The sequence below is a fragment of the Burkholderia paludis genome, from assembly GCF_000732615.1.
In the GTDB taxonomy this organism is placed as follows: domain Bacteria; phylum Pseudomonadota; class Gammaproteobacteria; order Burkholderiales; family Burkholderiaceae; genus Burkholderia; species Burkholderia paludis.
This window is the reverse complement of record NZ_JPGL01000011.1, coordinates 190213-212216: the sequence shown is the minus strand read 5'-3', so window position 1 is coordinate 212216 and position 22004 is coordinate 190213. Positions and strand designations below refer to the sequence as shown.

The following is a 22004-nucleotide window of genomic DNA, read 5'->3' as shown; positions in this document are numbered from 1 at the left end:
ACTCAGTGAAATGACCCGATGAGCGCCTTCAACAGCAAGCTCCAGCCATCTATCAGCACGAACATCAGGATCTTGAGCGGCAGGCTGATCGTCGTCGGCGGCATCATCATCATGCCGAGAGCCATCAGGATGCACGCTACGACGAGATCGATCAGCACAAACGGCAAAAAGATGACGAATCCGATCTGGAATGCCGCGCGCAGTTCAGACAGCATGTACGCGGGCACAAGTTGCACATTGCCGACGTCGTCGATCGAGGACGGCTGCGGCGCCTTCGACAACTCGATCATCAAGGCGACATCCTGCTCGCGCGTCTGACGGATCATGTACGCTCGTACGGGCGTCACGCCCTTCCTGTAAGCGTCCTCCATCGACAACGTTCCCTGCATGAACGGCTGGAACGCGGCACGGTCGACCTCCTGCACCACGGGCGACATCGTGAACAACGTCAGGAAGAGCGCCAACCCGATCAGCGCACTGTTCGGCGGCGTTTCCTGCATGCCCAGCGCATGGCGCAACATCGACAACACGATGATGATGCGCAGGAACGACGTCGTGCATATCAGCAGCGCCGGCAGGATTGCCAGTATCGTCAGGCCGAGCACGATGCGAATCGGCTGGGCAGTCGCCTCCGGTGCCGGCGCCTGCGTCCCGGTGCGCGTGCCCGTTGTGCCGGCAGCGGACGGCCGGGTCATTCCATCGATAGCGCTCCATGCCCCTGCAGGCCCTACATGCTGCGATTCGGCCCGAGCAGCCGGCGAACAGGTCAAGACAAGCATCAGTACAGCGAACAGGGTCAACACCAGCTCGCGCGCAACCGACAGGCAATCGACTCTCATCGTTGCGCCTCCCCGGAAGGCACTGCGCCGGCGTCGCTCGGCACGGGCTGCTCGGCAACCACCGTCAACCCGGCCGCCGAACAACCGATCAGCCACTCGCGCTCGCCCCAGGTCACTACGTGCAGGGTCGCCGCGCCGCCCAGCCTGAACGACTGCCTGACGACCACACCATCGCTCCCGCCACCGGCGCGGGTCATGCGCGACGTGAAGCGCGCCCAGCCAGGGCCTGCCGTTCGGCCACGGCGCTGTCTCGAGACGAACCAGACGGTTCCGACCGCAAGCGTCAGTACGACGGCGGCAGCCGCGCGAACGACATGCGACCGGTCCGGCAGATCGGTGTCTTGCCGCCACGCTCCGCCAGCCGGTATGGCGTACTCGGCGGCCCTCGCCCCCGGCGCCGCCATCAACCACCCGGCCAGCCACACCATGCATGCCGCTCGCCGGCCTCGCGATGCAAGATTGTGCCGGGTCATGGTTGCAGCGGACGCGGCAATTCGGTCAGACGTACCCCGAAGCAGCCGTCTATGACGACCAGCGTGCCGCGTGCGATGACCTCGCCACCGACCAGCAGGTCAACCGGACTCTCGACCGACTGGTCGAGACGTAGCACCTGTTCCTCGCGCACGCTCATCAATTCGCCGACGGTCAACTCCGCGGTTCCGACGCGTACCGTCACGGCCGCCCTGACCTGCATCAGGGGATTGGCGGTCGCGCCGCCCTTGCCGGCATCGAAAGGCAACGGCGCGCCATCGTGGCCGCCCAACGGCAATTCCACAAGTTGCACGAGATTTGCGCGAGCGGGTTGATCGGTCGAATCGGCCACGTCAAGCGACGGTTCGTTCATCAAACTGGTTGGCTGGTTAAGCATGTTTCATCTGAATCGAAAAGGTGACGGGAAATCCCGGGAACGGTACCGGCTCAACCGGCGGGTTTCGCCAGCACGACCGCACGCGCGCCGTCGCGCATCCCGAGGTAAGCGTGACAAAGCGGCGCGGTCGACGCACCGTCGACCGTGCTCACCAGAATCTGCAGCGGCGCGTCGACTGCGTGCTGTGTGTGAATGACGTCGCCTTGCGCAAGCGCCATCAAATCGCCAAGGGCAACCTCGACCGGCCGCAGTTCGATATTCACGTTGACCGTCGCGTCGCGAAGCGCAACCGGGAGCGCGGCGAGTGGCGCAGCGCGACAGGCAACCGGCGCGGCCATTTCGAATCCATCGGTACGCAGCCAGCCCTCGGCGGCCGTCGCGTCGAGAGCGAGCCACAGGATCTGTTCGCCGACGGTCCAGCGCAGCAACACCGCACCTGTCCAGTGCCGTGAAAAGAGTTCCGGTAGCGTTTGCCCCTCGTCGCACGAGAAAACATCCCGGTGCGCAACGTGGGTCGCACCGCATTGCCGTGCGATTCGCAGACACCAGTCGCTCCACGCGGCGGCGGCCGTGTCTGCCGCCAGCCCCCCCACCGCACCGCGGCCACCGAACAACAGTGTCTGCACAATGCCGAGCGGGCCGGTCGCGTCCGCCGGCACGGCCTGCCTCGCGTTGCCTGCCTGCCAGCGCCACCAGATCGACATGGCCGACTCTTCGACGGCCAGCCGACGCCACACGGCATTCCGCATTGCCGATTCCGAAGGGGCATCCCAGGCCGGAACACACTGGACAGAAACGGGTCGCGCATCCTCAGACACGCCCCAGTCACGACACCAACGGGCCAGCAATGTGTCAGCAGTCGTGGCGAGGCTCACGCGCGCGGCATCGCGCAGGGCCCGTACAGGATGCGCATCGCGTCGTGCACGCTCGACCGGCACGAGTTCTCCGCGACGCGGCGCGGCGCCGCTTCTCCGGCCCGGCGTTTGCGTATCGGTCTCGTTCACTCTATTTCCCCCAGATGCCGAACAACGTGCTCAACATGTCGCTCGCTGTCGATATGACCTGCGAACATGCCTGATAGCCGCGCTGCATCACGACGAGGTTGCTGAATTCCGTCGACAGATCGACGTTCGATCCCTCGACCTCGCCGTCCGCCACGGTGCCGAACTGGCCGGCTCCCGCCGTGCCGATCGTCCAGCCGCTCGAACCCTGCGCGGCGAATTCGTTGCCACCGATCGACTGCACCTGATCCGGCGAGCTGAACTGCGCCAGCGCGAGTTGCGGCCCTTTGGCAGTCTGGCCGTTCGCATACGCAAGAATCAGCGTCCCGGTCGAATCGAACGATTCGCCGGTCAGGCTGCTCGACGCATAGCCGTCCTGCTGGGCAAACGCCAGCGTCGAACTGGTGCCTGAGTCGAACGACGTCACGTTGCTGGAAAAATCGAGGGTCAACGGCATCGATTGCCCGCCCGTCGGCGTGTAGGTCAGTGCGACCTTGCTGCTGCCCGACACGACGTTGCCGCCGCTGAACGCGATCGTGCCATTGCCGACCTGAGTCGTTCCGTCCATCAATGCCACGTTCCACGTGCCGGTCTGACCGCTAACCGCCGTCAACGCGACGCTCAACGTATGCGTTGTCCCGGCGGCATCGATCACCGTCACGTTATTGACCGTATCGGACGTGGTCGTCGATGACAGATTGCCGCTGAACGTCACGGTCGTCGTCGCCTTCGGCGCGTTGGTCCCCATGTTCGTCAGCGTAATGGGAACGAGATTGCCGTTGGCGTCGACCCCCATGACCGTCTCGCCCGTCGTCGCCGACACAAGCGTGCCGCTGGAATCGAACTTGAATTCACCGTCCTTCGTGTAGTGCAGCTCGCCGTTGGCGTTCTTCAGCACGAAGTAGCCCTGACCGTTCTCCGCAACGTCAAGCGGGTCGCCGGTGCTCGACTGCTGTCCTGGCGTGAAGTTCAGCGTGGTGCCGAGCGTATTCAGTCCGTACCCGAACTCCCCGACGCCCGGCGACCCGTCGCTTTCAAGACTGCTGTCTGAATAGAAAAGGTCGGCGAACTGGGTCGAAGAACCCTTGAAGCCCGGAGTGTTGAGGTTCGCCGTATTGTTCGAAATGGTGCGAAGCCCTGCCTCGAAACCGAGCAGGCCGGATTCGGCAATCGTAATGGAATCGATCATCGCGCCGACCTCACTGGATGGACGTCAACTGGCTGATGCTCACGCCGCTCACGACACCGCTGCTCGTATTGATACTGAGCTGCGGCGTCGAGCCCGACAGATCGATGCTCTGCACCGTCCCCGACAACGGTCCCGACTGCGTGGTGAAGTTGACGGTATGGCCGATCAGCCCGACCGACTGCTGTGCAGCCTGGTTGCTGACGAGCGTCTGGATGCTCGTGTTCATCTGCTGCGTCTCCTCGAGCGAAGTAAACTGCGCGATTTGCGCCATGAACTGCTCGTTGTCCATCGGATTCAGCGGGTCCTGATACGTCAGTTGCGTCATCAGGACTTGCAGAAAGTCTTGCAAGGACAGCGTGCTGTTCGAGCCTGCGCTACTCACGCCACTCGTTGCGGTGATTGTCATAGCTCCTCCTGTTCAAAAACGAGACGAATCGGTCAATGGGGAAAATCCGGCGGTTGTCTCCGCCGCGGTTCCGTCGCATAGGGAAATGTCGGTACCGTTGCAGACGACGGCGTGCAGACGGACTCCCTGCTGCCTGAGTTGATCGCGCAAGATGCGTGCGACCCGAGCAACGTCCGCCAGTCGTTCGGTATCGGCACCAAGCCAGACGCGCACGCCGTCCTCGCTCCATTCGGCATAAACGCGCATCGGATCCGGCGGCCTCGGCGCGCCGCGCTGGGGCTCCGTCGACTGAAGCGGTTCCGGGTCCGGGTCTGCTTCCGTGCCATCGTCGTCAGGTGCCGCATGCACTACCGCGCGTAGCGTCTCGGACGGCGCATCGACTCGCTCGACCGGTGTCCCGAGGGATGCCGTCAACCACGCCTGCAGCGAAGAGGGCGTCGATGGCAGCCCTGCCGTCGATATGGTGACCGGGTCAGGGGGCGGCGATAGCGACGGGACAAGCGTTGCGGGCACGCTTCCCGTGACCGGCAACGTTGCAAACGCGTCGAGCCGAGGTACGGAACGGTTCTCCAGATCGACGCGCTCCCTGGAAGCTTGCACGGACCGGATATTCCGGCCAGCCCCCGCAATCGGCGCGGATCCTGCCGACCCGGTGTATTTCGCGCCCTGCGCACGATCGGCCGGCATTCCGGTATCCGGTACACCATGCGACAGCGGGGCAACCGGCACATGCGCCGACGCGGCGACCGGCGAAAACCACGATGCAAATCCGTCGGCCTGCGCCTGCGCCAACTCACGTTGCCACGCCAGCGTCTGATCACCGGTCGGTACATCAGTCTGCCGACGCGCGTCGGCATTTGCCGCCTGCGCGATGCGCAGAGAAAGCGACAGCAGCACGCGATCATTTTCCATATGACCCTCCCCGCGCGAGGTTTCGCGCCCGCATTGCCGTACGCGCAAGCCAGTCCTTGTCAGCCTCCGCGGCCTCGCGCAAGGCTTCCTCACTCGCGTAAGCCGTTTCGCAGACGTCCCGATGTGCACCGAACGCATCCACCCTGGCCTGCAGCATCGCGAGTTCACTTCGAACCCCACGACGGCGCTCCAGCCATTCATCCTTCACGGCCCGGGCAGCATTGCGTTCACGGTGCAGTCCGGCAATCCATGCCAGGCCCGACGCGTAGCCCGACGGATCACATCCGGCCACCATCCGGCTTGCGAGTCGCTGCGCCTGCGTCTCGCACGCGGCGTCGAGATCGCCGATTTGCCGCGTCACCTCGTCGATGGCCCGCTGCACTTCGCCGAGGCGGACAATTGCCGCTGCAAGTCGCCAGTCGGCGAGCCTGCGGGCAGGCTCCAGTCGATATCGAAACCCCCTGAGATCCACGCTCATGACACGATCCTCGCGTGGGACGCCGCGCCACGTATCGAAAACGCGCGACTGCCTTTCTCCGAAACCGGCGCATCGACATCTTGCGGCGTGAGAATCGCGCGCAATGCTTCGAGCGCCTGTCGTCTCGACTCGCCTCCGTCGTGCTGGCGCAGCCAGCCTTCAAGCTCCGTCTGCACGCCCAACGCCGCGTCGAGCACCGGATTCGTGCCCCGTTCGTAGGCGCCCAGTTCCACCATTTGGCGATTGCGTTCGAGCAGTTCCAGCACCCGCACCGCTTCACGAATCAGTTCCCGCTCGGCAGGCCCCGTCAACTCGGTCAGCAACCGGCTCGCACTCTTGAGCACGTCGATGGCCGGATAACGGCCTGCATTTGCGAGATCGCGGGACAAAACGATATGGCCATCGAGTACCGCACGCAGCGTATCCGCGATCGGTTCGTTGAAGTCGTCGCCCTCGACCAGTACGGTCAGCAACGCGGTGATCGCCCCGCCGGACGACGCGGTTCCGCATCGTTCGCACAGCCTCGGCAATTCCGCGAATACCGACGGCGGATAGCCACGCGCCGTCGGCGGTTCTCCGGCGGACAACCCCACCTCGCGGCGTGCCATCGCGAGACGCGTGATCGAATCGACCGTCAGTACGACCTGCCGGCCAGCGTCTCGAAACGATTCGGCGATCGCAAATGCGGCATGCGCCGCCCGAATCCGACCGAGCGCCGGCTGATCGGCGGTCGCAACGACGACGACCGATCGGCGTAAGCCCTCTGCCCCCAGTTGCCGTTCGATGAAATCGCGCACCTCGCGACCTCGCTCGCCGATCAGGGCGATGACGTTGACGTCGGCGCGCACATGGCGCGCGATCATGCCGAGCAACGTGCTCTTGCCGACGCCGCTCCCCGCGAAGATGCCGACACGCTGGCCGCGGCCCATCGTCAGCAAGCCGTCGATCACGCGCACCCCGGTTTCCAGCACTGTGTCTATGCCCGGGCGCTCCATCGGATTCGTCGGCGTTCCCTGCACTGCGCGGGAAGCCCGCGTGACGGGTGCCGGAAGTCCGTCCAGCGGGCGGCCGAAGCCGTCGATCACCCGGCCCAGCAGTTCGTCGCCGACACCGATCTCCGAGCGATCCCCGAGGGCGACAACGGTGCTACCGACCGTCACCGCGCGAACGTCGCAATACGGCATCAACATGACGTGCGATGGCTGAATGCCGATGACCTCGGCAAGGATCGGCATGCGCGAGGCCGCACCCGGGTCAGCCTCCCCGGACCGATCGACCAGCAGCATCCCGACGTCGAGTTGCGGCGCGACACCCGGCGGCACGATCGCGCACAGCTCACCGATGCGCGCACGCGGTCCGGAGGCTTCGACCGCGAGTCCCTGAATGCCCCGCACGATACCCACACGCATCGTGAGCGATGCACCGCGAAGCTCCGCGACCGCGCGTGCAATGGACGATCCGGTGCTCCCCCCGTTCTCCATGACCCGATTCATGCGGTCGCGATTCATGCATCCTCCGCCGCAGCAGCAGGTGCGCTGCGCGACAGCAATGCAGTCAGCGCGATCAACTGCGTTTCGAGTCGCGCATCGAGCCTGCCGTGATCGGCGTCGATCATGCAGCCTCCCGGCCCGACCTGTTCATCGCCGATCCACGCCACACGCTGCACACCGTGACGCCGTATCGCCGATGCCAGATCGACGTCCGCCTCCAGGCGTTCGGCGTCCGCAGGATGCACCCGCACCGTCAACAGCGTCGCCAGCGTACTGGCCACCTCGACAGCGCAGTATTCCGCGACTGCCTGTCTGACGATCGACGCGGTACTGTCCGGATGGGTGACGGTTTCACCGAACACCCGGCACAGCGCGCGATGACAAAGCGCGATCATGTCTTCCTCGGACCGGCGTGCGTATTCGCTCAATCGGTGCGCCAGGCCGGTGGCGATTTCTCCCAGCCACATACCGAACCGATCGACCTGCTCGGCATGTGCGATGCGCTCGACCTGCTCACGCGCTTCCGCTTCCCGCCTGGCGTGGGTCAATGCTTCCGCCCGGCCTTCTTCCATCCCCTGAAGCAGCCCCGCTGCCCGACCTTCATCATGTCCTTGCCGGAACCCTTCCCGGTAGCCGTCCGCGATCCCGCTTGCCCGTTCGTCCTCCCGTTCACGCCCGTGCGATGTCCCGACGCTGTCCGGCAACACCGGCAACGAACAGCCCGCGGCCTCTCCGGCCGGCGTAGTCTCGCCGCGCCGCTGCATTGCCGCGCCGGGTCGAAGCAACACATGGGCGTCGTGCACAACGGTGACGCCGCGCAGCACGCCTGGTCTGATCCGGTTCATCGACCTCGCTCCCGTTGACGGCCAAAAATCGGCCACTGCCAGACCGCTCGCCGCGATACCGGTTCATCCTGCTCGGCCAGCCGCTCCGACGGGTGAACCTCCGCCGGCAATGCGCGAATACGCGTGCCCAACCCCGATAGCAGATACGCGTCAAGCGCCCGCGCGTCCTCATGCCGCGACTCGCTGTTCCGCTCGAGCAGTACCCGCACCGTGGTACGCCGCATGGGATCGAGCCATTGCGAAATTCCGGCGGCCCAGCGCCAGTCATGCAACGACAGCACACGCGCAATCAATTGCTCCGGCTCCGCCCGCAGGATCGGCCATACCATGGACGGGCTGGCGCGATCGATTTCAGCACACCACGCCTCCCAACTGTCGTCGGCCGGTGTCGATGCCGACGCGCGGCGAGCAGCGGTACCGTCCTTCATCGCATCAAGCATCGAGCGGACCGGAGGGATCCCCAGTTCACGCAGTTCTTCGACCAGATCGAGCAATTGCCGACGGTATTCCGCCGGGAGCCTGGCAAGCATCCAGTCACGATCCGCTCCTGACAGCGTGTGCAGCAACAACGCCGCTTTCCGGATATCGTCGTCGGCTGCAGGAACCGCCCCGATCAGCAGGTCATCATCCATGCCGGACTCCCGCACCGCCGTCTCCTTTCGCGCGAGGCTGCAGCAGGCCGCCCGCCACGCCGCTTTGGCCCTGCAGTGCCGCTGCGGGTTGAAGATCCGGCCCGCCGCCACGCAGCCAGCCGTGCAATTGCGCGAGCGCAGCCACGCGCTGCTCATCGGTCAGCGGCTTGCCATATCGCGGGAGCTCGGCGCGAGTTCCGCGTTGACGTGCGATCCCGAACAGCAACGCAGCGACAACCGCGACTGCGAGACCCGCCACGACCGCTTCGATGATCGATACATGCTCCATGCCGCGTGGCGCACGCGCCGGATCCGTCGCGCGGCGATCGGCAACCGGGGCGGCTTCGGGTCCGCCTGGCGTCGCGATGCCCGCCGAAGACGCCGGGGACTGAGAAGCGTCCAGCGTCTGAATGACGACGACATCTCCGCGTTCGGCCGACGCACCGACGCTCGCCGCGATCACTTTCTGCAAGTGATCGGCCTGATCGGCGGCAAGCGGCGAATTGACTACTACCGCGACCTGGATGCGCCGGATCGATCCTGGCTGGCTGACTACTTGTTCGACGCGATGCCCGATCGCGTATTCGACGTCGCGCTGATCGCTTCCACCGGTATCCGCACCCTCTCCGCCAGCATGACTACTGTCAGGCAGCGGCACGCCCCTGTTCGTCTCATGTTCGCGCACGACGACCCCCGTCGGCACGCCGGTGCGGCCGACTGGCGACACGGGTTCGTCCAGGCTGCTCTGCATGCGCTCCATATCGAGCGTCACGTCAACGCTTGCGAGCGCGCGCCCGGCGCCAAGTGCCTGGGTAAGCACGTCATTGACCTTGCGGGAAAAATAGCGGTCGGCGTCCTTCTTCAGTTCGAGCACGGCTGATCCGGAAGCGCCTGCGTCGGCATCGACCGGCGACCGCGTCAACGCAACCCCGCTCTGGTCGACAATCGTCACATTCTGCGCAACGATGCCCGGAACCGAAGCGGCGACGAGTCGCTGAATACCGGCCACCTGATCGGCGCCGAGCTCCCGGCCCGGCTTGAGCGTCAGCGTCACGGACGCCTTTGCGCTACCGGTCGGCTGACGAAACACGCTCTGCTCCGGGAATGCGAGCAGCACACGTGCGTCGCGCACTTCCGCCAGCGAAAGAATGGTGCGTGTCAGTTCGCCTTGCAATGCACGCTGATAGTTGATCTTCTGCGCAAACTCGGTCATGCCGAAGTCGCTGCCGTTGAACAGCTCGAAGCCTACCGCGCCGTGAAGTGGAATGTCCTTGCCCATCAGCTTGATGCGCGTTTTGTAGACGTCTACCCCGTCCACGAGAATCTTGGTGCCGCCATCGCCACCGGACTCCGCGAGCGTATAGGGCACCTTCATCCTGTCCAGCTCCGCCGTCATCGCGGCCGTATCCTGCGGGGAAAGGTCGCCGAACAGAACCTGGGGCGTCGACCGCAGCAACCAATAGGCGCTTCCGCCCATCAACAGGGCAACGACGACGACAACCCCCATCAGGCCGGCGCGCGCAGCGCCTCCGACCGATTCACCCAGTTTGTTCCACCATTGCCACATCAGGTCGCACTCCTACTGGTATCTCGTACGTCGCGGTCGTACCGGACCGCCGCTTCATATCCGCGCATCGAATCCTCGACTAGATCTGCATCTTCATCACATCCTGATACGCCTCGAGCACGCGTGAACGCACCTGCATCATCAGCTCGAACGACAGGCGGGTTTCCTCGAGGCGCATCATGATCTGATGCAGATTCTGCGCATTCCCCAGCGCGAGGGACTGCAAATCGCTTTGCGACGCGAGAAGCGCCTGATTCACCTGTTCCACCCCGTCACCGACGAACTGGCCGAACGACGCGGACGGTTGCGCACCGGCGTCCGGGACGGCGCCTGTCTCCGGGCCGGGAATCGGTACCTGGGCAGTGGCAGCCGACGCGGCGGCCGTGATTGCATCGATGCCGCTCATGATTGCGCCCCACCGATATCGAGCGTGCGCAATACCAGCGTCTTTTCCATGTTCATCGCCGCGACGTTGGCCTCATATGCGCGCATCGCCCCCATCATTCCGACCATCTCCTGCGCCGGATTGACGCCGGGATATTCGATGAACCCCTTGTCGTCGGCGAACGGATTGTCAGGCTCATAGACGCGACGGGGTGACGATTCACCCGGCACGACGACCGCGGTCGGCATGCTGAAGGTTGACGTTCCGTTGATTTGCGCTCGCGCCATCTCGGCATCGAATCGCGCGCCAAAGGTCCCTGTCGCATACGATGCCGGCACGCTCGTCGCGACGACCCGCAACGGCTGGTAGCGCACACCGCCGCTGCCCTGCATCGTGTTGGCGTTGGCCAGGTTCAGTGCCGCAACGTCCACGCGCGTGCGCTCGACCGTCATGCCGGCCGAACTGATCGCAAACACCTGCTGATAGTCCATCGGACATCTCCTCAAGGAATCACTTCTTGCCGTCGCTGACCGCTTCTTCAAGCAACGCATAGTGTTTCGACAACGCTTTCAGCAACGTCTGAAAATGCACGCCGTTCTGCGCCAGTGCCGCAACCTGCATGTCGAGTCCCGACTGCATGCCGTCTTGCGACACGACACGCACGAGACGCGGCGCCACGCCGCGCAAAGACTCGGCATCGACACTGCCGGAACTGGCCCACGTCTGTCGTGCGTCTGTCAATTGCCGCTCGAAATCGACACCCAGCGGAACATACCCATCGGTCTGCGCATTCGCGATGTTCGCGGCAATCGCCTGCTGCCGCAGGCTCGCGGCATCCAGCGCCAGCCCCAGTGTTGCGCTTGTGATCGCCTCCATTCCTTCCGTCACTGCGTTCTCCTGTTGATCGTTCACTGCACCACGAGCTCGGCATGCAGCGCGCCTGCCGCCTTGATTGCCTGCAAAATCGAGATCATGTCGCGGGTATTCGTCTTGAGTCGCGCCAGCGACTGCACGAGATCCGCAACCGTATTGCTCCGCGGTCCGACATAGCCGGGACCGAGCTGCTCGTCCACGTCGATCGTCGAATTAGTGACAAGCGCCGTACGCGCGCCGGAATGGCCGCCCCAAATGCCGATCGGTTGCGATACGCTGTTGTAGCTGGAGATCGAGATCTTCAGATCGCCTTGCGAAATCGCCACCGGCGAGATGCGGACATCGCCGCCCGAAACGACCGTACCCGTGCGTTCATTGATCACGACGCGTGCGCGGCGATCCGGCTCGACACCAACCGCCTCGATGCGCGACACGAACGATACGAGCTGGTCGCGTTGATCGTTCGGAACCGATATTTCGACACCCTCTGCGTCGCGCGCACGCGCCACGCCCGCACCGAGTCTCGCGTTGATGGCCGCGGCAATCCGGCTCGCCGTCGTGTAGTCGGGATCGGCGAGGTCGAACGTGATGGTCTGGTCGGGAGCAACCATTTGCGCCGTCACGCCCACTTCGACTTTCGCGCCGTTCGGAATCGATCCCACTGTCGGGTGATTTTTCTGCACCACGTTACCGTTGGCGTCGTAGCGGTATCCTCCGACGTCGACCGCGCCCTCTGCCAGGGCATACGTGCGTCCGTTGGCTGCCTTGAGCGGCGCGACAAGCAGCGTGCCGCCGACCAGGCTCCGTGCGTCGCCGGTCGAGGACACCGTCACGTCCAGCGCATCGCCAGCGCGCGCGAACGGCGGCATCTCGGCCGACACCATTACGACCGCGACGTTGCGACTCTGGACTTGCGACGCGGGGATGGTCAGATTGAATTGCGCAAATACGTTCGACAGCGCCTGCCGCGTCGTCGCATTGGTAGGCGAATCTCCCGTTCCTGCCAGGCCCGTGACGATGCCGTAGCCGACCAGCGCGTTGTCGCGCCAACCACGCAGCTTGCCCAGATCCTTCACACGCGTCGTGCCTTCGGCCGCGCATGCAGTCGCGGCCAGCGCAACGCCCAAAGCAACGGCGGCGAGGATACGGGTGCCGCATGCGACGGCGTATGCCGTCCCGGCGCTCAGATACGATGCTCGATTCATCATAGCCCCAGCCAATCCAGCACCTTGCGCCACCAGCCGCGCTTCTGGCGATCCGACAGATCGCCTTCGCCGACGTAGTCGATATGCGCATCGGCAAGGCGCGTCGATAAGACGACGTTGTCGCTCGATATGTCCTGCGGTCTGACCCGACCGGTCAGATTGACCTTGTGCTGTTCGTTGTTGACGGTCAAGGTCTGCTCTCCCGCCACAACGAGATCGCCGTTGGGCAGCACATCCTTGACGTTCACGCTAAGCGTCGCAAGCAGCTTGTTCGCACGCTGGGTCGTACCACCTCCGTCGAACGTACCACCCTGAGCAAGCGATCCGCCGAGTTGCCGGCCGCTCGGCAAGATGGAAATCGAACCGTTGAGGCCGTTCGTCCGCTGCGTCGACGTGTCGGTGCTCGTCGTCGCCGACGATTGCTCGTAAACCTTGACGGTGAGCAGGTCACCGGCTCGATAGGCCTTTTGATCGCTCGTCAGGGCGCGATAGGTCTCTTCGCGATACAGGCTTTCGGCCGAAGCGCATTGCGAAGCGACGGCGATCAGCATGCCGAGCACGGCGGAAACGGGCAGGCGGAGCAGGTTCATCGCTGTACCTCCACCGCATGCGGCCCGGTCACGCGCGCCACGACCGTATCCGACGCACCGGTCTGCCTGACGCGCACGGCATCGCCTACCTGACCGTCCTCCATCACCTCTACGCGGCTTTCCAGCGCGATCGGACCGTCAACTTCGCGCAAAGTCGCATAGTCACCACGCACCACCTTGGGCAGCGGCTCGACATCGGCCTTCGACAGGACGCGCCCCGCCTGGACCGGGCGACGCACGCGCATCATCGAATCGTCCCCGGCATCAACCGACTCGACTTTCCGTGCCGGATCGAGCGCCGTCGCCACACGGAGCGGCGGCGTCGGTCGACCGCTCCACTCTCGTTCCTCGATCTTCACCTGGGCCGGATCGGGCCGCGTCGGATCAAGGATCTGACCGACGCGCAGATCCCGTGCAGCAACATAGGTCGGCGCAAAAACACTCACGTCGAAATCCACCGGTACCGTTCGCACGAAAATCCCGTCGACGCGAAGATCCACCCATGCTGACTGATGTTTCGAAACGAAGCGGTCTCCCGCCGTATCCTGGATCGCCGGGGGCGCGATCTGGCGTACGTCCATCGTCAGCGCGCCTGCCGGAACGTCGACGTCGACCGGCGTACGTGCGAGCGAAATCATGCAATGCATCCCGCGCGTCTCGAGCTCGGCCCGCAGCGCGGCCTCGGCCCGTTGACCAATCAGGTCGCCTCGCACCCTCGACACGGCAAGATGCACGCGGCTCGACGCCTCTCCGCTCCATTCGATCTGTCCGGCTCGAAGCCCCAGGCGCTTCTCGATCCATGCGCCCAGTACGACACGAGGCACGACGACGGACACGCCTGACTGCGGTACCGACCCGATAGGCAATGCGGCAAGGCGACGACTTCTCGTGTCATCGCTGTCGCGAACGACGGCTATGTCGCCCAGCGAGACATTGCGGTGAGTCACTTCAACGTCGCCGCGCAAGTCGATCCGGACCACATCGTCCTGTCCTGCGTGAGCATTGAACGACAGCACAGCCAGGAGCGTCAGCGCACTCCGGTGCACGGACTTCGACGTATGCGGACCCACTCGAACGCTGTCAAGCATCATGTCGGTTCACTTGCGCAGGTTATTGACCAGGCCAAGCAGTTCGTCGGATGCCTGAGCGACCTTCACGCTCGCCTCGTAGGCTCGCTGCGCGACCATCAGGTTGACCATCTCGTCGACCATCTGCACATTCGATCCCTCCAGTGAGCCCTGCTGCAGGGTTCCGATGCCGTCCTGTCCCGCATCGCCCGAGATCGGCTCGCCCGAACCGTCGCTTTCGCTGTAGAGTCCGTCGCCTTGTGCGAGCAAGGCAGCCGGGTTGGAAAACCTCACGAGTTGCAATTGACCGAGTTTCACCGGTCCGCTCTGACCAGGAACCGTGACCGACACGCTGCCGTCGCTGCCGATCGTCATCCCGGTCGAATTCGCCGGTACGGCAAGACCGGGCTTGAGCGGTTGCCCGCTTTGAGTCGCAAGCAGTCCGTCACCATTGACGATCAGCGTGCCGCCCCGGGTATACGCAGTCGACCCGTCCGGCATCGACACGGACAGGAAGCCATCACCGTTGATCGCGACGTCCCACTGCGAGTTGGTCTGCGAAATCACCCCTGCATCGAACAGCTTGGCCACGCTGGCGATACCGACACCCGCTCCCATGCGCGGCACGGCGGCGAGCGGCCCGGCTTCGTCGATGCCGCCACCTCGTCCGTTTCCCACCACGTGCGTTTGCCGGACGCGCTCCAGCGTGACGAGGTCGGTAAAGCTGATCCTCGATTTCTTGAATGCCGTCGTGTTGAGATTGGCGAGGTTGTTCGCAATGGTGTCGACATCAAGCTGCTGGGCCTGCATGCCGGTTGCCGCGACATAAAGAGCGTCTAGCATGATTTGCTGTTCCCTGTTCCGGTCATGGCGTTACGACAGATCGCCGAGCTTGTGAATGGCCGTGTCCAGTAACCCGTCGTAGTTCTGAACGATTTTCTGCATCGACTCGAAATGGCGCGTCGTCTGCATGAGCTGCATCATTTCCCGCATCGCGTTTACGTTCGAATTCTCGAGTGCGCCCTGCCGCACCTCCGTTCCGTCCGTTATCACTTTCATACCGTTCCCGGCGGCGTACAGGCCGTCGCCGATCTTCGTCAACGACTGCGGATCGTCAAACGTGACGATCTTCAACTGTGCCACCGGCGAACGCGATGCCGCTGCGGACGCGCTGGACGACGCCGGCTCGGTGACATTGCCCTGCCGATCGATCACAGGTGTCGTCGTGTTCAGATGGATCTCCCCGCCACGCCCCATCACCGGATCGCCCTGAGCGGTGACGAGCCTGCCGCGGCTATCCACACTGAAGTTGCCTTGCCGCGTATAAGCCGTTCCATTGGCCGTTTCTACTTCGAAAAATCCATCGGAAGTAAGGGCCACGTCCAGCGGCTCGCCCGTCACCTTGAGTGTGCCGGGACGCGTATCGAGCAGAACACGCATGTTTGCCTGCTCGAACCCCGCTCCCACCGCGGAAGACGCCGGGCCCGGGCGGTCGCCGGCTGCCAGCCGCGCGACGTCAGCGAACGGCGCTGCGCCAAGCACTTCGCGTCGATAGCCGGGTGTCGATACGTTCGCGATATTCGCCGCGACTCGATCCACCTTGGCCAGATCCTGCTGCATGCCAATCAATCCAATCGCAAATATGTCGTCCATGTCCGTGTTTGGCCTTTTTTTCAAAACAAGGGGTACTGCGACGCTTTTCAGTCAAGTCTTTGTCGCTACAGCACTACAGCTTCACGATTCCCCACGATTTCAGCTCGACGGACTGCGGAATCTCGGCCATCGACAGCACACGCAAATGCGGCACGACGCGTTCGGACAGAGCACGGAGATGGCGTCGTAGATCGGGAGCGCAAAGCAGCACCGGCTGCAGGTTTCCTTTCATCATGCGTTCGGCCTGCTGCACAAGACGCGTCATGAGTTGCTCCGAGAGGCGCGGATCGATCGCAAACGGCTGCGGCGTCCCATCCGGCGCCTCACGCACTGCCTGAAAGCCACTCAGAATCTCGCCCTCGATCGCGGGATCGAGTGTCAGCACATGAAGTGCGTTGGTGTCACCGACCAGTCCATGACAAATCGCGTGACTTAACCTGCGTCGCACCAGTTCTGTCAGTTGACCCACGTCCTTGCTGTAACGCGCCGCATCGGCGAGCGTCTCGACGATCGCTTCGATATTTCGAATCGGTACCTTCTCGCGCAACAAGCTCTGCAGTACTTTCTGAATGTCGCTCAGCGCCAGGACCGTCGGTACCAGTTCTTCGACAAGGCCGGGCTGCGCACTTCGGACACGTGACAGCAAACGCTCGGTCTCGCCGCGGGTAAGCAAGGTCGCGGATTCGCGGCGCAGTATTTCGCACAGGTGGGTAATCAGAACCGTGCCGCCGTCCACGAGTGTGAACTTCGCGGCAAGCGCGACCTCGCGCTGCCTTTCCTCGATCCAGATCGCAGGCAGGCCATATGTGGGGTCCCGCGTCGGCTCACCGGGTACCGATCGCACGTCGCCCGACGGATGAATGGCGAGCAAGCGCTCGACACGCGCCTCTCCCCTCGCGCGAGGGACGCCGTCCACCAGAATCTCGTAACGATCGGGAGCGAGCTTGCCATTCGCCTTGAATCGAACGGGCGGCAACACCTGACCCAATTCGAATGCATGTTGATTGCGGAATGCCGCAATTCGCTCGTTCAGAAAGCTGTCCGCCTGATCGGCCTGCCTGGCCCAATACGCGCCGAGATGAACTTCGATCGGTTCGACCGCGAGCTGGGCATAGGGATCGGTCTCGGTACCGCGAGCATCGCGCATGTCGCCCGGCTGGTCCGCGGATTCGGGCGGCAATGACGCTTCACGCCGGCGCGCCGCTCGATAGAGCAGCACCGCTACGGTCAACGCAAGGCCGGAGAGCACCGCAGCCGGAAGCGGCGGGATGCCGGGCAACAGAATCAGCCCGCCCAACGCGCCCGCCACGAGTAACAGCGTCTTCGGAAACGACGTGATCTGTCGCGCGACTTCGGCGCTCAGGTTCGCATCGCTTGCGGAGCGCGTCACGATAATGCCGGTCCCCACTGCGATCACGAGCGCCGGAACCTGCGTGACAATCCCGTCCCCGATCGTGAGCAGCGTATATGTCTGCAGGGCCTCGCCCCACGGCATGCCCTGCTGCATCACGCCGATCACGAGCCCGCCGACGATGTTGATCAGCATGATGAGAATACCGGCAATCGCGTCGCCCTTCACGAACTTGCTCGCCCCGTCCATCGCGCCGTAGAAGGCCGCTTCCTTCTCGAGGTTCTTGCGCCGGCGCTGTGCTTCCGCCTGATCGATAAACCCCATGTTCAGGTCCGCGTCGATGCTCATCTGCTGCCCGGGCATGCTGTCCAGCGTGAAACGTGCGGCAACTTCGGAAACGCGCTGCGCACCGTTGGTCACGACCACGTACTGCACAACAATAAGGATCAGGAAGACGATCAACCCGATGACATAGTTGCCGCCAACGACAAACGCGCCGATCGCCGATATCACCTTGCCCGCGTTTCCCGACGACAGAATCAGACGCGTCGCCGCCACGTTGAGCGACAAGCGGAACAGCGTTGCTATCAGCAACAACGACGGGAACGTCGAAAACTCGACCGGCCGCTCCATGTAAAAGGTCAGAAGCAAGACCAGTAGAGCAAAGCTGACATTCGTGAGGATCAGGAAATCCAGCACGCCCGCTGGAATCGGGGCGAACAACACCACCAGCACGCCGAGGACAAGCAGGACCATCACGACGTCGGCATGTCCGCCGAGGATGCGCTTCAACGCGTTCATCGGCTGCTCCGCAGTGGCGCCTGCATGACGCCGGTTTCGTGCGCGGCTCGCCGCCGCGCGAATACCCAGACGATGATCCGGGCTACGGTTGCGTACATCGCCGGAGGAATGTGTTGATCGATCTCCGTTTCACGATATAGCGCGCGAGCAAGCGGGGGATTCGGGACAATCGGGATACCATGACGGGACGCGATGCTTCGCATCACCGCCGCCATCAAACCGCGTCCCTTCGCGACCAATTGCGGGGCCGACATTTCACCCTCGACATAACGCAACGCAACGGCCAGGTGGACAGGATTAGTGATGACCACGTCGGCACTGCGTGTATGACTGACGGCGAGACTGCGCTTCAGCACGTCACGTCGAAGTTCGCGCAAGCGTCCGCGGATACGCGGATCGCCTTCGCGTTGCTTCACTTCGTCCTTGACCTCACGGCGGCTCATTCTCATCCGCTTCGCGAAACGCCGGCGCGCCGACAGCCAGTCGAACATCGCAAGCAGGAAAAACACCGCACCGACCTTCAGACCAAGCGAAGAAATGTCGTCGAGCAGTGTCTTCGTTTGGCGCATGGCGCCCTGGCCCATCAGCAGATAAAACTGCGGCAACAGTTTCTTGATAGCGAAATAAACCGCGATCGCCAACAACACGAGCTTCAGCAGCAGTCTGAGTGCCTGGTAGATCGACTGGAGGGAGAACAAGCGCTTGATGCCCTCGACCGGATTCAACCGTTCGAAATTCGGTTCGATGGTCGCTGGCGCAACCAGCGGCCCAACCTGCAACAGGTTGCCGATGATCGCGGCAATCACCACGACAGCCAGAAACGGGGTCGCGGCAACCATACACATGCGAATCATCCGCTCCAGGAGTGTCACGAGCAATGCCGGATCCAGCCCGCCGGAACCGGCCTCGACCATCAGTCCCCGGGCAAATGCGAACACCTGGCGCCAAACCGGCCAAGCCTGCGACGATGCATACAGCATTGTCGCAATCAGCACGATTGCCAGCGACAGGTCGCGACTCTTCGCAACCTGTCCTTGCTCACGCGCCTTCTTCAGCTTATGAGGCGTCGCGGCTTCGCTGCGATTTTGTTCAGCGTCGGCCATGTAAGCCCCCATCAACGCTTACGGCGCCAAACCATTCGTCCCACGTGTGATAAAGCGTCCCGTAAATACGCAACATCGCTGCGCCGTTTCCCACGATCCAGAACGACAGGACAGCCAGCCCGATCAGGATCTTCACGGGCAACCCCATCGACAGCATGTGCATCTGCGGAACGCTGCGCGACAACAACGCAAGCGCGAACTCGATAATCAGCATGCAAAAAACGATCGGAGAGACCAGCGAAAAGGCAAGACCCAGTATTTCGGCCGCCTGGGCCAGAATGGGAGTCACAGCCGCATCCAGCGGCCACGGCGCCCCGAGTGGAAATCGACGCACGCTGTAGGCAATACCCCTCAACAGCATGTGATGACCGTCTACGAGAAAAAAAACGATGACTGCAGCCTGATTGAATATCGTCGTCAGCACCGGCACGACTGCATTGGTGCTTGGATCAAAGACTTGTGCAAGACCGAAGCCGATCTGAATGTCCAGAATCCGGCCGGCAAGAGAAAATACGGCGAACGCCAGGTGGACGGCAACGGCCAATGTCGCCCCAAATGCCATTTCCGAAAGAATCCAGCCGAATACAATATCGCCACGAATAGCGTCGGCTGCCGAGGAACCGCTTGGCGTGAGCGCACCCACACCCGGTGAGGCAGAAGTCAATCCCGTGGCCAGACCGATCACAATCAGCAGACGTGCCGGCCCCGGCACGTTGACTACGGTCAACAAAGGCGTAAACAGAAATGCGGCGCCGATGCGAATCGACAGTAACGTCACTGTGACGAGCCAATCGCTACTCAGCCCCCAGGCGGACAGGGTATTCGACATGATTATCGTCCGCGCTCAGAAGAGACTGGGAATACTTATCCAAAGGCGCGACGAAAACTGGGCCATCTCCCGCAACATCCATGCCCCAATCGTCGTAAGGACCAGCATCGCCGTGACGAGTTTCGGAATGAATGTCAAAGACATGTCTTGGATTTGTGTGACGACCTGAAAAACACTGACGATCAGCCCAACCAGCAATACGCTCCCCAACACCGGCGCGCAAACCAGCAACCCGGTCCAGAAAGTTTCCCCGAGCATATGTAAAGCGATATCCGGATTCACCCAAGCCCCCAATTCGATGTATGTGAGATTTTTTATTACAACCCAATCTCTACATTTCGTACTACAAATACACCACCGAGTAATTTCTTTCTATTTAAACTATCAAACCAGCAAATCGACCTCAGCACATATGTTTCAGAATGTAACCGCAGATCATTGATTTAAACATGAATTAATTCACATCTAACACAATTTAACAATTTGTCTTTCTGAGCGAAAGATTAATGAAGGTTATTTGTATTACTTCGAAAAAGTATCGTAATACCCGAATATCAACATAAAATAATTTTATGAAAATAAGCTTTTTATGTTTTATTTGTTGATAATTGACCAGCACTTTGAGTCGTTTTGTTTTGAAACAACATTCCCCATCCGCCAGGCCTGATGGGTAACCGGTCGGCCATGCTTGACGGTTTCCCGCCGGTTTTCCGCGAGGTTCGGAAGTAGAAACCAAACGGCCATGGCCAACCGCTGCGTTGGCGTACATCCGCCCAAGACCATGTCCGGGCGCTCGTGAGTAAGTCCGCATCCAATCCGTCGCGAAGCGCAGGACGTGGTTCAACTCTTCCCGGTGGGGCTGCGATAGCGATTTGTACCGCACGGTCCGGTTAGCTCACTCGACATACGCGTTCTGCTGGGGCTTGCCCGACTGGATGTATTCGAGCCTGATGCAGTACTGCCGGACCCATTCGATGATCGCCGCGCTCAGGTACTCAGGCCCGTTACCGCACCGAATCGCTTTTGGTCAGCCGCGCCATCCAACGATCTGCCGCAGCGCACCGATCACGCGTTCCGGTGGCAATGAGGTCCATCTCGATGCCGAGCACCTCGCGGTTGAAGTCGTCGATCATGTTGAACAGCCGGATACGGCGTCCGTCGGCGGTTGGTCGTGCATGAAGTCCATCGACCGGAGCTGCTAACGGCGCACGGACGCAGCCCGGCCATGAAGAGACAATCGACGACATCTGCCACATCGTCGACAATCCGGGAGTCGTCAACGCAACCGCTCAGACGAACGGATCCAGGGATGTCAAGCGCGACCCGCGAACGTAGTGCGCAGCTTTGGAAGCTCGCGCTGTCCGACTGCGCCCACCGGGCTATCGCCCAGTCGACCGATTTGCGCCACATACAGCATGGTGACGCATCGGCGCTTGGGCTGCTTTTCTTTACGGCGTTTCACGGCACGATCGACGATATCGGGCAGACGGAAGCTCAGTATGCGTCAAAGGCCACGGCGATCCTTGCGGGACAGTACGGCCAATGGATCTCCGAGGCATCGTGGACCGTTGAGCATACGGGTGGCCTTCAGTCGGCATGCCTTGTCTGCGACTATCAGGCTTATGGATGTCCGGTTGTCGCTGTCATAGCCAGCGCCCCCGGCAGCCAGAGGTTGGGCGCAGCCGGAGCGTTGCTTGACGCCGCATTGGCAAAACTATCCGCGCTCGGCCATTCGGAATGCAGTGCAATGATTACCAACGGCAATGTAGCTTCGGAGCGTCTATTCAGAAGTCGCGGATTCTCGCCGCACACCCGCAGCCGTAATTAGGCGACAGGACTCGAAGCGTGAACAATGTGGTTTCTTGAGCGACTAGCATATCGACATGAATTCATGCTGCCTTCGACTTTGTGAGCACTTAC

The 22004-nt window shown here is 62.5% G+C and carries 25 protein-coding genes and 1 pseudogene; 1 reads left to right on the top strand and 25 read right to left on the bottom strand.

Going from position 1 to position 22004, the window contains the following annotated elements:
* Positions 1-2 precede the first annotated feature (2 nt).
* The 25 genes and pseudogenes from fliP to GQ56_RS46455 all read right to left on the bottom strand — a co-directional run.
* Positions 3-839, bottom strand: a complete 837-nt coding sequence (gene fliP, locus GQ56_RS0108260) for a flagellar type III secretion system pore protein FliP (protein WP_235212664.1) — start codon at positions 837-839, stop codon at positions 3-5.
* Complete coding sequence (locus GQ56_RS0108255) at positions 836-1267, bottom strand: hypothetical protein (RefSeq protein ID WP_031398206.1); 432 nt, start codon at positions 1265-1267, stop codon at positions 836-838. Before GQ56_RS0108255 ends, fliP begins: the two co-directional genes overlap by 4 nt.
* 41 nt (positions 1268-1308) lie before the next feature.
* On the bottom strand, positions 1309-1707 hold the full coding sequence (locus GQ56_RS40060; protein ID WP_081894864.1) for a FliM/FliN family flagellar motor switch protein: 399 nt from the start codon (positions 1705-1707) through the stop codon (positions 1309-1311).
* A 50-nt stretch (positions 1708-1757) separates the two neighbouring features.
* On the bottom strand, positions 1758-2711 hold the full coding sequence (locus GQ56_RS0108245) for a FliM/FliN family flagellar motor switch protein (protein ID WP_152601695.1): 954 nt from the start codon (positions 2709-2711) through the stop codon (positions 1758-1760).
* A 1-nt stretch (position 2712) separates the two neighbouring features.
* A complete protein-coding gene (locus GQ56_RS0108240) occupies positions 2713-3897 on the bottom strand; it encodes a flagellar hook protein FlgE (RefSeq protein WP_031398203.1) in 1185 nt (394 codons plus the stop codon).
* A gap of 10 nt (positions 3898-3907) precedes the next feature.
* A complete protein-coding gene (locus tag GQ56_RS0108235; RefSeq protein ID WP_031398202.1) occupies positions 3908-4303 on the bottom strand; it encodes a flagellar hook capping FlgD N-terminal domain-containing protein in 396 nt (131 codons plus the stop codon).
* Positions 4304-4315: 12 nt separating this feature from the next.
* Entirely contained in the window at positions 4316-5215 is a 900-nt protein-coding gene (locus tag GQ56_RS44115; protein ID WP_152601694.1) for a hypothetical protein, read from the bottom strand.
* A complete protein-coding gene (locus GQ56_RS0108225; RefSeq protein WP_031398200.1) occupies positions 5205-5693 on the bottom strand; it encodes a hypothetical protein in 489 nt (162 codons plus the stop codon). Before GQ56_RS0108225 ends, GQ56_RS44115 begins: the two co-directional genes overlap by 11 nt.
* A complete protein-coding gene (locus tag GQ56_RS0108220) occupies positions 5690-7201 on the bottom strand; it encodes a FliI/YscN family ATPase (protein ID WP_235212663.1) in 1512 nt (503 codons plus the stop codon). Before GQ56_RS0108220 ends, GQ56_RS0108225 begins: the two co-directional genes overlap by 4 nt.
* Positions 7198-8028 (bottom strand): FliH/SctL family protein, encoded by an 831-nt coding sequence (locus GQ56_RS0108215; RefSeq protein WP_081894863.1) that lies wholly within the window; start codon positions 8026-8028, stop codon positions 7198-7200. Before GQ56_RS0108215 ends, GQ56_RS0108220 begins: the two co-directional genes overlap by 4 nt.
* Positions 8025-8660, bottom strand: a complete 636-nt coding sequence (locus tag GQ56_RS0108210) for a hypothetical protein (RefSeq protein WP_031398197.1) — start codon at positions 8658-8660, stop codon at positions 8025-8027. Before GQ56_RS0108210 ends, GQ56_RS0108215 begins: the two co-directional genes overlap by 4 nt.
* Entirely contained in the window at positions 8653-10227 is a 1575-nt protein-coding gene (gene fliF, locus GQ56_RS0108205) for a flagellar basal-body MS-ring/collar protein FliF (RefSeq protein WP_152601693.1), read from the bottom strand. Before fliF ends, GQ56_RS0108210 begins: the two co-directional genes overlap by 8 nt.
* 79 nt (positions 10228-10306) lie before the next feature.
* Positions 10307-10633, bottom strand: coding sequence for a flagellar hook-basal body complex protein FliE (gene fliE, locus GQ56_RS39235; protein ID WP_063934615.1), 327 nt, complete (start codon positions 10631-10633; stop codon positions 10307-10309).
* On the bottom strand, positions 10630-11103 hold the full coding sequence (gene flgC, locus GQ56_RS0108195) for a flagellar basal body rod protein FlgC (RefSeq protein WP_031398194.1): 474 nt from the start codon (positions 11101-11103) through the stop codon (positions 10630-10632). Before flgC ends, fliE begins: the two co-directional genes overlap by 4 nt.
* Positions 11104-11122: 19 nt before the next feature.
* Positions 11123-11524: a flagellar basal body protein gene (locus tag GQ56_RS40055; protein ID WP_235212662.1), complete on the bottom strand. Its 402-nt coding sequence runs from the start codon at positions 11522-11524 to the stop codon at positions 11123-11125.
* Positions 11521-12693, bottom strand: coding sequence for a flagellar basal body P-ring protein FlgI (locus tag GQ56_RS0108185; RefSeq protein ID WP_031398192.1), 1173 nt, complete (start codon positions 12691-12693; stop codon positions 11521-11523). The genes GQ56_RS40055 and GQ56_RS0108185 overlap by 4 nt, the downstream gene beginning before the upstream one ends.
* On the bottom strand, positions 12690-13280 hold the full coding sequence (locus GQ56_RS0108180) for a flagellar basal body L-ring protein FlgH (protein WP_031398191.1): 591 nt from the start codon (positions 13278-13280) through the stop codon (positions 12690-12692). Before GQ56_RS0108180 ends, GQ56_RS0108185 begins: the two co-directional genes overlap by 4 nt.
* Positions 13277-14371 (bottom strand): flagella basal body P-ring formation protein FlgA, encoded by a 1095-nt coding sequence (locus GQ56_RS0108175; RefSeq protein WP_081894861.1) that lies wholly within the window; start codon positions 14369-14371, stop codon positions 13277-13279. Before GQ56_RS0108175 ends, GQ56_RS0108180 begins: the two co-directional genes overlap by 4 nt.
* Positions 14372-14377: 6 nt before the next feature.
* Positions 14378-15190 (bottom strand): flagellar basal-body rod protein FlgG, encoded by an 813-nt coding sequence (flgG, locus tag GQ56_RS0108170; protein ID WP_031398189.1) that lies wholly within the window; start codon positions 15188-15190, stop codon positions 14378-14380.
* A 30-nt stretch (positions 15191-15220) separates the two neighbouring features.
* On the bottom strand, positions 15221-16000 hold the full coding sequence (locus GQ56_RS0108165) for a flagellar hook-basal body protein (RefSeq protein ID WP_031398188.1): 780 nt from the start codon (positions 15998-16000) through the stop codon (positions 15221-15223).
* A gap of 73 nt (positions 16001-16073) precedes the next feature.
* Positions 16074-18152, bottom strand: coding sequence for a flagellar biosynthesis protein FlhA (locus GQ56_RS0108160; RefSeq protein WP_031398187.1), 2079 nt, complete (start codon positions 18150-18152; stop codon positions 16074-16076).
* The gene (locus GQ56_RS0108155) at positions 18149-19255 is read right to left on the bottom strand and encodes an EscU/YscU/HrcU family type III secretion system export apparatus switch protein (protein WP_052007230.1); all 1107 of its coding nucleotides are present in this window, start codon (positions 19253-19255) and stop codon (positions 18149-18151) included. Before GQ56_RS0108155 ends, GQ56_RS0108160 begins: the two co-directional genes overlap by 4 nt.
* The gene (locus GQ56_RS0108150) at positions 19242-20084 is read right to left on the bottom strand and encodes a flagellar biosynthetic protein FliR (RefSeq protein ID WP_063934616.1); all 843 of its coding nucleotides are present in this window, start codon (positions 20082-20084) and stop codon (positions 19242-19244) included. The genes GQ56_RS0108155 and GQ56_RS0108150 overlap by 14 nt, the downstream gene beginning before the upstream one ends.
* 15 nt (positions 20085-20099) lie before the next feature.
* Positions 20100-20366 carry a flagellar biosynthetic protein FliQ gene (locus tag GQ56_RS0108145; protein ID WP_031398184.1) on the bottom strand — a complete coding sequence of 89 codons (267 nt, stop codon included), beginning with the start codon at positions 20364-20366 and terminating at the stop codon, positions 20100-20102.
* Between the two features lie 456 nt (positions 20367-20822).
* Positions 20823-21282: pseudogene (locus GQ56_RS46455) on the bottom strand (integrase core domain-containing protein); the annotation flags it as partial.
* A gap of 111 nt (positions 21283-21393) precedes the next feature.
* Here GQ56_RS46455 and GQ56_RS44100 point away from each other — a divergent pair.
* On the top strand, positions 21394-21912 hold the full coding sequence (locus GQ56_RS44100; RefSeq protein WP_152601691.1) for a hypothetical protein: 519 nt from the start codon (positions 21394-21396) through the stop codon (positions 21910-21912).
* The last annotated feature ends 92 nt before the right edge of the window (positions 21913-22004 follow it).

Coding starts and splice junctions, on each gene's coding strand:
- fliF (WP_152601693.1), bottom strand. CDS start 10,227: ATGTGGCAATGGTGGAACAAACTGGGTGAATCGGTCGGAGGCGCTGCG.
- GQ56_RS0108215 (WP_081894863.1), bottom strand. CDS start 8,028: ATGAACCGGATCAGACCAGGCGTGCTGCGCGGCGTCACCGTTGTGCAC.
- GQ56_RS40060 (WP_081894864.1), bottom strand. CDS start 1,707: ATGCTTAACCAGCCAACCAGTTTGATGAACGAACCGTCGCTTGACGTG.
- GQ56_RS0108155 (WP_052007230.1), bottom strand. CDS start 19,255: ATGGCCGACGCTGAACAAAATCGCAGCGAAGCCGCGACGCCTCATAAG.
- GQ56_RS0108255 (WP_031398206.1), bottom strand. CDS start 1,267: ATGGTGTGGCTGGCCGGGTGGTTGATGGCGGCGCCGGGGGCGAGGGCC.
- GQ56_RS0108240 (WP_031398203.1), bottom strand. CDS start 3,897: ATGATCGATTCCATTACGATTGCCGAATCCGGCCTGCTCGGTTTCGAG.
- GQ56_RS0108225 (WP_031398200.1), bottom strand. CDS start 5,693: ATGAGCGTGGATCTCAGGGGGTTTCGATATCGACTGGAGCCTGCCCGC.
- GQ56_RS0108180 (WP_031398191.1), bottom strand. CDS start 13,280: ATGAACCTGCTCCGCCTGCCCGTTTCCGCCGTGCTCGGCATGCTGATC.
- GQ56_RS0108235 (WP_031398202.1), bottom strand. CDS start 4,303: ATGACAATCACCGCAACGAGTGGCGTGAGTAGCGCAGGCTCGAACAGC.
- flgC (WP_031398194.1), bottom strand. CDS start 11,103: ATGGACTATCAGCAGGTGTTTGCGATCAGTTCGGCCGGCATGACGGTC.
- GQ56_RS44100 (WP_152601691.1), top strand. CDS start 21,394: ATGTCAAGCGCGACCCGCGAACGTAGTGCGCAGCTTTGGAAGCTCGCG.
- GQ56_RS0108165 (WP_031398188.1), bottom strand. CDS start 16,000: ATGGACGACATATTTGCGATTGGATTGATTGGCATGCAGCAGGATCTG.
- fliE (WP_063934615.1), bottom strand. CDS start 10,633: ATGAGCGGCATCGATGCAATCACGGCCGCCGCGTCGGCTGCCACTGCC.
- fliP (WP_235212664.1), bottom strand. CDS start 839: ATGAGAGTCGATTGCCTGTCGGTTGCGCGCGAGCTGGTGTTGACCCTG.
- GQ56_RS0108220 (WP_235212663.1), bottom strand. CDS start 7,201: ATGAATCGCGACCGCATGAATCGGGTCATGGAGAACGGGGGGAGCACC.
- GQ56_RS0108160 (WP_031398187.1), bottom strand. CDS start 18,152: ATGAACGCGTTGAAGCGCATCCTCGGCGGACATGCCGACGTCGTGATG.
- GQ56_RS44115 (WP_152601694.1), bottom strand. CDS start 5,215: ATGGAAAATGATCGCGTGCTGCTGTCGCTTTCTCTGCGCATCGCGCAG.
- GQ56_RS0108175 (WP_081894861.1), bottom strand. CDS start 14,371: ATGATGCTTGACAGCGTTCGAGTGGGTCCGCATACGTCGAAGTCCGTG.
- flgG (WP_031398189.1), bottom strand. CDS start 15,190: ATGCTAGACGCTCTTTATGTCGCGGCAACCGGCATGCAGGCCCAGCAG.
- GQ56_RS0108210 (WP_031398197.1), bottom strand. CDS start 8,660: ATGGATGATGACCTGCTGATCGGGGCGGTTCCTGCAGCCGACGACGAT.
- GQ56_RS0108185 (WP_031398192.1), bottom strand. CDS start 12,693: ATGATGAATCGAGCATCGTATCTGAGCGCCGGGACGGCATACGCCGTC.
- GQ56_RS0108150 (WP_063934616.1), bottom strand. CDS start 20,084: ATGTCGAATACCCTGTCCGCCTGGGGGCTGAGTAGCGATTGGCTCGTC.